Here is an 11,696-nt window from a genome sequence, read left to right on the forward strand (position 1 = left end):
TTTAAAACTCTTTGAAAAAAAATAAATTGGTACAAAACCTAGTGGCAAAATATACAAAACCCGCTGGCAAGCTACACTGGCAAGCTACAAAGCTACAACAAGCTACATACATACAACACTGGCTGGGGAACTTGGATTCGAACCAAGATTGACGGAGTCAGAGTCCGCTGTTCTACCATTAAACTATTCCCCAATAAGCCAATTTTATCATCTCTAGCAGATTCTACAGTGTAGGCAAGCGCAAAAAATCTTTAGATTATCGATAATAAAGGGCGATAGGAATGTCATTGATTGTTTTAATTTGAATATCAACATCATAAATGTCTTTAAGGATTTCTGGTTGCATAATTTCTTTGGGAGTTCCACAATAGGCTGCTTTTCCATTTTTTAGTGCAACAATCATATCTGAATAAGATGAGGCGAAATTAATATCGTGCATGACAATAAGGATGGTTTTTTTCAGTTCATCAGCTGTGCGGCGTAACTGCTTCATCATAGAAACGGCATGTTTCATATCCAGATTGTTTAATGGTTCATCTAAGAGAAGATAATCAGTATCTTGGCAGATAACCATGGCTATAAAAGCGCGTTGACGCTGACCGCCAGAAAGCTCATCTAAAAAATGATCTTTTAAATCTTGTAAGCCGAGATAGCGTAGCGAACTGTCGATAAATTGTTTATCGTCATGTGTATACCAGCCTTTTGAATAAGGATAGCGTCCGAAACTTACTAAATCGTACACGGTTAAACGGAAGGATAAAGGATTATCTTGACGCAGAATTGAGAGTTTTTGAGCCAAAATATCGTGGGGCATTGTATCAATATCAAAGCCGTCGATATGAATTGTACCATTATGGTGTGGCAAAAGACGTCTTATCAGCATTAAAAGAGTTGATTTTCCCGAACCATTGGGCCCAATGAGAGAAATAATCCCCCCTTTGGGAAGATGAAGGCATAAATTATCGATAATCAATCGTGCTCCGTAAGCCTTGGAAAGATGATTGATCTCAATCATTTTAGTTTTCCCTTCATCAGTAATATTAAGAAAACAATACCCCCACAAAATTCAATGATAAAACTTAAACGTCCTGCCATGTGAAAAATTTGTTCTAAAATAAATTGTCCTCCCACCAAACAAATAATCGCTAATAATATTGCAATCGGCACAACAACACTGTGTTTTGCTTGAGGAGAAAGTTCATAGGAAAGGTTGGCAACCAACAGTCCAAAAAAGGTGACTGGGCCTACTAATGCGGTAGAAATGGAAACGAGAATGGAAACAAAAATAAGGACAGCTGTCGCACTTTTGTGGTAGTTAACGCCAAGATTAAGAGCATTATCACGTCCCAAAGCCAAAATATCAAGAAGATGACGGGAATGCCATCCAATCAGACTCACAATGAAGACAATGATTGTGGCAAAGCTTATGAGTGATGTATTAAATTTATTAAAATTTGCAAACATAATATCCGTTAAATTCATCATTTGGTCTGGATTTAGTTGCAATTGCATAAACATCCGTAAACTGAAAAAGAAGCCGCCTAAAACAACACCAATTAAAAGCGTCAAATGAAGTCCTTTTAGGCTTCCTGAAAAGAGCCAGCGAAAAAGGCTTATTGAAAAAAGAATAAGAATGAGGGCTTCGAGAATGAGTTGTCCTTCTTCATTTAAAAAGGGCAAAGAAAGAGAGCCTACAAAATATATCAGAACAGTCTTTATTAAAATATAAAGTTGATCAAATCCCATAATTGAAGGGGTAAGAAGACGGTTATTAACGATTGTTTGAAATAAAACCGTAGAAACGCTTATTGCATAGGCAATAAGAAGCAGAGAGGAAAGTTTTGTAAGACGAAATGTCCATGTATAAACATTGATATTCCACGTCATGTAAAGACTAATGACAGTACATGCTATGATGATAAGTGTTGTTAGTACACATATTGTTTTTCTTCTTCTATCCAAGACGCTTTCTCCAGCGTAAAAGCAGTATCATAAAAATAAAACTACCGATTACACCCATCATAGTGCTTATGGGAATTTCAAGAGAGGGATGAATTATTCGTCCTACAAGATCACAAATCAAGACCAATCCTGCACCGCTGATGGCCACCCAAGGAGCGGTACGGCGCATATTATCGCCCATGAAATTTGACACAAGGTTGGGCACAATGAGTCCAACAAAAGGAATACGGCCAATGGTACAGACAACAACAGCAGTGATTGAGGCGACAATAAAAAGACCAAAAAACATGACAACACGATAATTCAATCCAAGGTTATTGGTTAAATCTTCTCCCAAACTTGCAACCGTAAAGCGATCAGCAGTACAATAGGCTAGAATACAAAGGGGAAGGGATAGCCATAAGAGCTCATATTTTCCTTCAAGAACCATTGAAAAACTGCCAAATAAGTAAGCTTGAAGAGAGGGAAGTAACATTTCATAATCTGCAATGGCATTGGTTAAAGAGCCAATGATATAGCTTAGCATAATCCCTGTAAGGGGTACAATGAGAGCAGATTTTAGAGGAATGCGGCGCAATAAAAACATAAAAAGTAAAGTGCCTGTCATGGCAAAAAGTGTCGCAACGACCATTTTTCCTAAAACAGAAATATCGGGCAGAAAAATCATAATAAAAAGAATACCAAGGGAAGCAGATTCAACAGTTCCAGCGGTTGATGGTTCGACAAAGCGATTGCGTGTCAATAGTTGCATAATCATACCTGAAAGTGCAAGTGATGCACCTACTAAAAGGATTGCAGTGGTACGAGGAAGACGGGTTTGCCAAAAAATAAGCCACGCATGGGGATCGGCTGCGAAAAGGTCAGAAGGTGTGACATCAGAATAACCAACAAAAATGCTGAGGATAGACAGGAGAATGAGAAGTGTTATGGTTATCCAGTAATTCTTCACGTTAAATCATTTTCTAACAAAATTAAAAAAAGCAAAGACTGCTTAATAAACAATCTCTGCTTTTAAATTTTATTTATATAGCAAGCAAGCTCTTTTGTACGCTTATTTGCTCTTTGTAAAGGCTTCATTGATCTGCTTAGCGGTTTCAAAGAGTCCCGTTAAACCACCACTTGCACGATACCAGCTCCAAGAGTCCAAATAAATAACTTGGTTTTGTTTGCTTGCTGTTGTGCGGTGAACAAGCTCATTGTTAAGCAATTGTGCTGCGGATTGCCCTTCCCGTCCAATTGCGGCATCGCGATCAATCACTAACAACCAATCAGGATTTGTCTCAAGAATAAATTCAGGAGAAATGAGCTGTCCATGTTTTTGTACAGTGAGTTTATCGGTTGCAGGGGCAATTCCGAAAGCGGAATGCAAAATATCAAAACGTGACTTTGGTCCTAAGGCACTGATTTTTCCACCAGAAGTCATGAGTACAAGACCTTGGCCTTTTCCTTTAGTATTTTTACGAACTTCAGCTAAAGTTTCATTGAGTTTTGCAATTTCTTCTGCAGCTTCTTTTTCTTTGCCAAAAATTTTGCCAAGGATAGACAAATTCCGTTCAATATCTGCAAGAGAGTTTTCATTTCCTACAGTTAGATCAATTGTTGGAGCGATTTTGGATAAATCATTATATTTTGCTTGAGTTCTGGAGGAAATAATAATCAAATCAGGTTGAAGGGTGGCAATTTTTTCATAATCGGGTTCAAAAAGGGTACCAATTTTTTCATATTTTGCATCATCAAATTGTTGCAGATAGGAAGGTTTTTTTCCTTCAGGAAGGCCGATAACGGCTTGGATACCAAGGCGATTCATATTATCAAGAGAGGCAATATCAAACACAACAACCTTTTGCGGAGAAGCGGGAACAGAAGTCGTGCCTGAAACATGATCAATCGTTACATTTGTCTGGGTACTGGTATTTGCAATACTCGTATGAGTCCACAAAACCGTTGCAAAGCTGATGGCAACCAGTAAAACAGAAGTCATCCATTTCATATATTTTATCATCGTGATTTTATCCTTTTATCTGATATTACAAGGGGTTGTGCAATTAAAAACTTAACTTTGGTATTTTTATGCACAAAATGAAGCGTAAATAAATAACACTATGTTGTAAAGTTGACTTACATATGTTACAAATCGTTCACTTACCTCATTTTCACTTAATTCTAGTGTTTTTGCAACATTATTTAGAAAGTTTGACATATGATCAATGTATTTAAAAAGCGTACACGTTTGTACGCACTGACAACAAGTGCTTTCTTCTTTTTACAAGGTGTAGATACTTCTATGGGGAGTAGTTGGTTTACACTACCTTCAATTTCATTGCCATCATTATCATCATTATCATCATCATTATCATCATTATCATCATCTTTAACCTCTTTAGGTAGAGGATCGAGCTCAGGAGCTACAACATCACCCGAAGGAGTGGAGACTTCTGGAAGAGCACAATCTAGAACTGGTGATTCTGTTGATAGTGGTTCTGTTCAGGATCAGGCTCGGATTGAGTCTGTTTTAAGTTCTATTCGACCTATTAGTGCTTGTCATTCTAGAAAGAATAATGTTTTTGTTCCTGGCATGATACGGAATATTGCAGGGAGTAGTGTTCGTGTTGCGGGTGGTGCAGGTGCTGTGCCTAATGTTGCGAGTGGTGCAGGTGCTGTGCCTAATGTTGCGGGTGGTATTTCAGATGGTGTGGGTGCTGTGCCGGGGGTTCTAGGTTCAGGCGTCTTATCTACTCAGATAAAAACAGTAGAAAAAGTGGCGCAAGAAGGTGTACCAGGTGGCTTCAGTGGCTCATTAGCTCTTGTACAAGATACATTATCAGGTAATATAGCAGGAGCAGGAGGATTAAACACTGTAGGTCAACAAAGACCAATAATTATATCAGGTGTTCCGAGTGGCGAAAATATAACAAACCTGCCTGCTATTCCAGGTGTTGGTCCAGGTATTATGGCAAATGATACTTTGAGTAGCATGCCAGATGTTCCAGGTACAGGCGGTGTACCTACTAGGAGAGCAAGAGCAACAAGAGCAGAACATGTGGAAGCAAAAACAGCAACAACAGGTGGGAGGAGAGCACGTGCTGGGTTTGCAAGTGTACCAAGTGGATTAGATGGAGAGTTGGCTAGAGTACTAGATGTTCCAAAAACTGTAGATTTGGGGAAATTATTTAATATTCCGCGAGGAGATAATTCAAGTGGTGGTGCTCAAACATATTTTCCAGTGGGGGAAGAGGCGCTAAGCGTACAAAAAGCGAGTGTAGATGGTCTTGGTGGTATGCCAGGTATATCAAGTTCTCTATTGAATTCTTTACCAGCTGATGTATCAGGTAATGTAATCCCTGGTGTGAGTGTATCTGTGCCAGTTGGTAACGGTGTTGGGGCTATAGAATTTATAGATTCTGTGGAGGCTGGAGGATTAGCTGATTTAATCAATGGTGATCAGCGAATATATGGGTCTATTTACTGTAATCAGTCCGGAGTATATACTCTAATAGGGGGGACGATTATAGCGGATCAAGGTGAGAATGCTGTAAATGTGGAATCTCCTTCTGATGATGGGAAAGTAGTTGTTAATTTGGAAGAAGTATCCATTGAAAGTATGAAGATTGAGAAAGAACTTTCTGAAAGTTTATCTTCGGCGGGTATAAAGAATGATAAAGTAGATATAGAGAACATAAGTAATTTATATAGTCGTGATCCGCTTTATGTTGGTGTATATATCGGAGATTCTTCTCAAAATATGAATGCAGAAGTTAATTTGAAAAACTCAAATATTCAGGGGTTTTTTATTGGGCTTCGGGCTGAAGGGACTGGAAAGATCACGATGGTTGGGGGAGGGATTAGAGATACGTATATAGGTGCCCTTGCTAGTGATGGTGGGCAGATTTTTTTAGAGAATGTAGATATTAATGTTAAAAGAATCGGCTTAGTTAGTTCGGATGCATCTGTTATAGGGATGAAGTCTGGGGCAATTAATGTAAAAGAGGGTGGAAGAGGAGTTATTTCTACAGAAGAGGGGATTGTTCTACTAGACGGGACGGCTATTACAGTTGCTGAGGAACCAAAAACTCAAGAAGCAGATGCTTCGGAAATGAGTATAGGGTTATTGTCACTTGGGGGTACTATTTCCTTTAAAAATGGAGAGCTTAAAGCTTCTGATACTATTGCGCTGTTGGTAAGTGGTAACTCTGAGAATAATGTCTATGGAGTTTCGGATGCACTAGATGTGGGGGAGGATGATAGCGATGATGATGATAGCGATGATGATGATAGCGATGGTGGTGATGTAGCTTTGAAACAGCAGAATCTCGACACTGATGGCGTTGTTGGTGAGGTGATCTCTATTGAATCTGAAGCTGGTGCTGTCCTTGATAGTGTTAGTTCCGCGTTTTTTGAGGTTTTATCCTCTGTGGAGGATTTTTTAGGGGGGGATGCCGATTCTAAAGATGCTAATGCATCTTCTGGAATTAATGCATCTTCTAGAATTGCTGCTGAAGGTTCTGCAGATGCGTCGAATGCAGATTCTAGGGTTATCAAGTTAATAGTTTCTGATATTCAAAATTCAACTATTAAATTGACAGGTGAGTCTCGTGGTGTATTTTTTGGTGATGTACCTTCGAATGTGAGGGAAGAAAATGGTCAAACGAGTGTGAGAGAAGAAAGTGGTCAACATGGACAACAGAATCTAGTAGAGGGTGGAACAAAAGATAATAGAGATAGTTTGCATGCAGTTCTTTTGAAAAATACTTCTCTCAAAGTTCCTGATGGTGTGGTCGTTTATGCTAACAGTTTGGATGGGTACGTCGTTGTAAAAGATGACTCAACTCTTTCGGGTGATTTAGTGTTGAAAGCTGAAGAGGGAGCGCATTTGTCGGTTCTTGTTGAAGATTCTGTAGTCATGGGGGGAGCTTACGTTGATGAAGAATCTCAAGCTAGGCTTTTTCTATCTGGGGGATCAGAGTGGTATTTAACAAAGAATCTGCATAATAGTTTGGAAGATTCAGATACGGGTTGTGTAGATTCATGTCTTTCATCTATGAAACTTGTAGATAGTAATGTTAGATTTTTTACTTCTTTGAAAGATGGAAGTACATCTAAGAAAGATATTGAGTATCGAACTCTTCGCATAGGAAATGGGAAGGGAACAGTTTATAGTGCTTCTGCCGCTTCTGCCGCTTCTGCCGCTTCTGGTGCTCCTGATGCTTTTGGTGCTACAATTTACTTCAATGCAAATTTGATGCCTAGCAATACAGAAAAATCTACAGAAAAATCTCAAATATCTGACAGATTGTTGATTCATGGTGATGTTTCTGGGAAAACAATGGTAGTTGTGAATGATACTTCTGATGGTATACCACAAAAGGATACACCTCATAGTATTTCAATTATTCAGGTTTTTGGAAATGCAGAGAGGGATTCTTTTAAGCTGAAAGGTGATTATATTACACGAGAAGGGTTGCCTTATAAGTATGTTCTTCGTGCTTATGGTCCAACTGTTCCTCCGAAAATGCAGTATTTCGATAAGACATTACTTAGAAATAGTAGAAGTGTTTGGGATTTTCGTTTAGAAAATGAATATTTTATACCTCTCGTTTCTGCTTATACTGCTACTGCTAATTTTCAACCTGTTTTTAAAGTTAAGCCACTTGTTGCAGTTGCTTCTCCTAAAACTGAAGTAGATACTAATGCTGATACTGGTGCTGGTGAAGTAAATAATGAATTCACAACTTCTCTTGTACATAGAGAATCTGCATCTGTAGTCTCTGTTCAAGGTAATTCACTTTTGAGATCTGAAACATCTGACGAATTTTATGAAGATGATGAAGATGATGAATATGATGAATATGATGATTATAGTGAATATGATGAAGAAGATGATTTTGAGGAATTTGTATTGTCTGGAGATTTAATGCCTACCGTTTTACCTGTTACTCCATCTTCGTCATCTGTCACTTCTCCTGTGTCCGGAAATTTGGCACCTTTAGTACCTCCAAGAGTTAATTTAAGTGGGAAATCTGATACTGGTAGGGGGCTTGTAATATCTGCAGATGAAATTTCTGTAACACCTGGGTATCATACTGTATCTAAGAGGCCATTACCTATAAAGTCAGCTGCTGCTATGAGGTCTTCTTCTCCTGTGGTTTCTGAGACATCTGCTATACCTTCTAATGGAGCTGCTGCTATGAGGTCTTCTGCTTCTGTAGTTTCTGAGACACCTGCTATACCTTCTAATGGAGCTTCTGCTATGAAGCCTTCTGCTTCTGTAGTTTCTGAGACACCTGCTATATCTTCTAATGTAGCTTCTGCTATGAAGCCTTCTGCTCCTGTAGTTTCTGAGACACCTGCTGTATCTTCTAAAGGAGCTTCTTCTATAAATGCTTCTGCTCCTGTAGTTTCTGAGACACCTGCTGTATCTTCTAAAGGAGCTTCTTCTATAAATGCTTCTGCTTCTGTAGTTTCTGAGACGTCTACTGTATCTTCTAATAGAGCTGTTGCTATGAAGCCTTCTTCTCCTGTGGTTTCTGTAAAGCCTGTTGCATCTTCTAGAGCTGTTGGACGTGTTCTTATGATTAGTAATGCTGGTGGTGGAGATGTTTCTTCTAAGAAAACGGTTTCTTCTACGTGTGATGCTATACAGAATAATGGTGTGAAGGCGTTGCAAACTCCTTATTCATGTAGTGATGGTCAATCTCGGACAATAACCAACCTTACATTGAAGGCAAGCGATAAAACTCAGCATCCTATGCATGTAAAAAATCAGGATACGGTTATTAAGTTAGAGGGGGCCACCATTAGTGGTGCAGATTTTTCTGGTAGAAAAAATAATGTTGATTTTAATGAAATACATGCCGTGAGTGCTGTGCTTGCAGAAGATAAAGCAGAAGTTATTTTGGATAAGAAATCGAAAATCCAATCTTCTGTGATTGGGCTTGAAGCGCAAAGTGGTGGAAAGGTTAAGATGACTGGTGGGACAGTCGATGCGCTTTATGTAGGCGCTTTGGCGGGTTCTGGATCATCTGTTAATTTAAAGGATACAAAAATTAACGTGACGGGGGATTTGGCTGCGGCTGGTTTGGTAAGTCTAGCTGGTAAGGTGTCTATGGACTCTGGGGCTATTACTCTGACAAAAGGAGTGGCTGTGAGGTCAGAAGCTGGGGGAAGCGTTGAGTTAGACAAAGTTGATATTACTGCGAAAAAAGGACAGGGTAAGTTAGATTCCGCAGATAACTTTGGGCGTGCAGCTTTTCTGTTGAGTGATAATGCTTCTGTTGATTTTAAGAATGGGAATGTTGTGACTGATGCTCATGCTTTGTGGATTATGAAGTCTGATGATAATGTGGTTGAGACCGGCTCTTCTAGGAGAAGGAGATCTTCTGAGGTTCGTCCTACTACGAATCATGCAAATATCGAGTCTTCTATTGTTAGAGTGGAAGGTGATGGAACCTATGGTATATATTTTGATGGGGGAATACAGAAAGAAGCGAGTCAACAAAATCGGAGTGAGGATTTAGCAACTGAGAAAGCAATTGTTGTTAAGCGGAGTACTGTATCCAAACAGGAGAAAACACCTATAAGCATAACAGGGACAGTTTCGTTGAAAAAAACTGATTTTGAAGTTGCAAGTGGTATAGCGATCTATGGTAATAATTCTGGTGGTCATGTTTCATTAGAAAATAAAACAACTCTTGTTGGTGACTTGTTGTTGAAGGCTGACAATGATTCCAATATATCGGTTTTGGTTGATAGTTCTATTGTTAAAGGCGATGTGCGCGTTGATAAAAGTTCTTATGCAAAATTAGATTTAATTAATCAATCAGAGTGGATTCTAAAAAGAAGTGCACAGAGGAATTTGGGTACTCCAGATTTAGGATGTGTGGATTCATGCATTTCTTCTGTAAGTCTTGTAAATAGTACTATTGATTTTGCATCTTCGGAATCTGAAGGAAAATATCAGACTCTCCATATTGGAAATGGGAAAGGAATAGTTTATGCGGCACAGGGTAATGCTGCAATTCATCTCAATGCACGTTTAAATCCTCGTGATCCGAGTAATCAGCAAGTCACTGATCGGCTTGTCATTCATGGTGATGTTTCTGGAAAAACAAAAATACATGTACGAGGTGATGCGGGCAATGTAGGAGATGGTAAAGCGAATGCCAAGATTGCTCATACTGTTTCAATTATTCAGGTCTATGGTCAAGCAAAGAAAGACTCTTTCCAACTCGATGGCAATTATGTTGCACTGAGAAACTCACCTTATAAATATACTCTTCGTGCTTATGGTCCAGAAGCGACTTCGAAACAGGAGCATGTGCAACAGAAGTTTGTTAAGGATGGTGGGGAGTTTTGGAACTTCCGTCTAGAAAATCAGTATGTTAAGTCTGTTGGATCTGCTGTCCTTCCTGAACAATTTGTAAGGTCTGTTGTTCCACAGGTTCCAACTTATCTTGTCTTGCCTAATAGCGTATTCCACGCTGGTTTGATGGATATTAGCAATCAAAATAAGCAGTTGGAGACGTTACGGATGACTTCTACAGGAATGGTAGAGGTTCGTGAAAATCCCGCTTTATACTTGCGCGGCTATGGTGGAAGTTACCGTTATGCTTCAGATCTTTCCGCACTTGAATATGGTTACGGAGGTGATCTTGACTATCATGGTGTAGAGGCAGGTGTTCTGCTGCAAACTATTGAAAATGCTGACAGTGCTATATCCTTTGGCGTTATGGGAACTTATGGAAAACTTTCTCTGCAGCCTTTGAATGTTGAGCAAAGCCAGAAGAGTGCATTTGATAAATGGACTGCTACGGTATATGGTAGCATGCAGCATAATGCTGGCTTCTATGTCGACGGTCTTTTATCCTATGGTCTGTTCAAAGGTGATGTTCTCACTCTTGCACGGGGTAAAACAGCAACATTAAAAGGTAATCCTTTGAGTGTTTCTTTAGCTGGTGGTCAGACAATTGCGACAGGATATAAGGGTTTTGTCTTTGATCCGCAGGTTCAGGTTGTGTATCAACATCTCCAGTTTAATAAAGCTCGTGATATTGACAATTTTGATATTGAAATGGGTAACCTTAATCAGTGGGTAGCACGTGTTGGTGGACGCTTAACCAAGATTCCTACAGGTTCTGAAGGCGTGAATGCTATTGCTTTCTATGGTAAGCTTTATCTTGCTCATGGTTTTGAAGGAAAACAGTCTGTGCATTTCAATGATGCTTTCAAGTTAGGAGCTTTTGGTTCTTCTCTAGAGGCCGGATTAGGTTTTAATGCCAAATTGTTGCCACAGTTCTCTCTGCATGCTGATATTCTCTATCAACATAAGCTTAATAAGGCTGGTTTTTCTGGAGCAAGTTTTTCCGGAGGAGTACGTTATCAGTTTTAATATAAGGTACAGTATGTACTTTTTAAAAAAGGCAGCACAATGTGCTGCCTTTTTTCTTTGTAACAACTTGTGTTGCTCTTAAAAGCTTTTCATCTTCTTGATTGAGCAAAAAAAGACATAGTTTGTTTTATGCATGAGAGCGCTTTTCTACGCTAAAGCGAATTCTCTTAAAATTTATGCTGTTTTAGTGCGATAAAGTGCTTCGCTTTTATCGGCTTTTTAAGCGTTCAGCAGTCCAGTATGCGTTAATTTATCCTTTTTGGTACTGTATTGATATTATCTAATATAATATTTGATGTTTTCTAAAACTCGTTTTTGAGAGTTTATTTTCCACTGATTTAACTCATTG

The 11,696-nt window shown here is 39.1% G+C and carries 5 protein-coding genes and 1 tRNA gene; 1 reads left to right on the forward strand and 5 read right to left on the reverse strand.

Annotation, left to right across the window (positions count from 1 at the left end):
• Positions 1-119: 119 nt before the first annotated feature.
• The 5 genes from ACFIKJ_RS07040 to ACFIKJ_RS07060 form a co-directional block, all read right to left on the reverse strand.
• Positions 120-193, reverse strand: a tRNA-Gln gene (locus ACFIKJ_RS07040).
• A 63-nt stretch (positions 194-256) separates the two neighbouring features.
• Positions 257-1,015 carry an ABC transporter ATP-binding protein gene (locus ACFIKJ_RS07045; RefSeq protein WP_375670385.1) on the reverse strand — a complete coding sequence of 253 codons (759 nt, stop codon included), beginning with the start codon at positions 1,013-1,015 and terminating at the stop codon, positions 257-259.
• The gene (locus ACFIKJ_RS07050) at positions 1,012-1,962 is read right to left on the reverse strand and encodes an iron chelate uptake ABC transporter family permease subunit (RefSeq protein ID WP_375627314.1); all 951 of its coding nucleotides are present in this window, start codon (positions 1,960-1,962) and stop codon (positions 1,012-1,014) included. Before ACFIKJ_RS07050 ends, ACFIKJ_RS07045 begins: the two co-directional genes overlap by 4 nt.
• The gene (locus ACFIKJ_RS07055; protein WP_375653945.1) at positions 1,955-2,911 is read right to left on the reverse strand and encodes an ABC transporter permease; all 957 of its coding nucleotides are present in this window, start codon (positions 2,909-2,911) and stop codon (positions 1,955-1,957) included. Before ACFIKJ_RS07055 ends, ACFIKJ_RS07050 begins: the two co-directional genes overlap by 8 nt.
• A gap of 102 nt (positions 2,912-3,013) precedes the next feature.
• A complete protein-coding gene (locus ACFIKJ_RS07060; RefSeq protein ID WP_375653944.1) occupies positions 3,014-3,964 on the reverse strand; it encodes a siderophore ABC transporter substrate-binding protein in 951 nt (316 codons plus the stop codon).
• 198 nt (positions 3,965-4,162) lie between these two features.
• Here ACFIKJ_RS07060 and ACFIKJ_RS07065 point away from each other — a divergent pair, with 198 nt between their 5' ends.
• The gene (locus tag ACFIKJ_RS07065) at positions 4,163-11,347 is read left to right on the forward strand and encodes an autotransporter outer membrane beta-barrel domain-containing protein (RefSeq protein WP_375670386.1); all 7,185 of its coding nucleotides are present in this window, start codon (positions 4,163-4,165) and stop codon (positions 11,345-11,347) included.
• Positions 11,348-11,696: the final 349 nt, after the last annotated feature.

The sequence above is a fragment of the Bartonella sp. PS7NMGDW genome (assembly GCF_042193585.1).
In the GTDB taxonomy this organism is placed as follows: Bacteria; Pseudomonadota; Alphaproteobacteria; order Rhizobiales; family Rhizobiaceae; genus Bartonella; species Bartonella grahamii.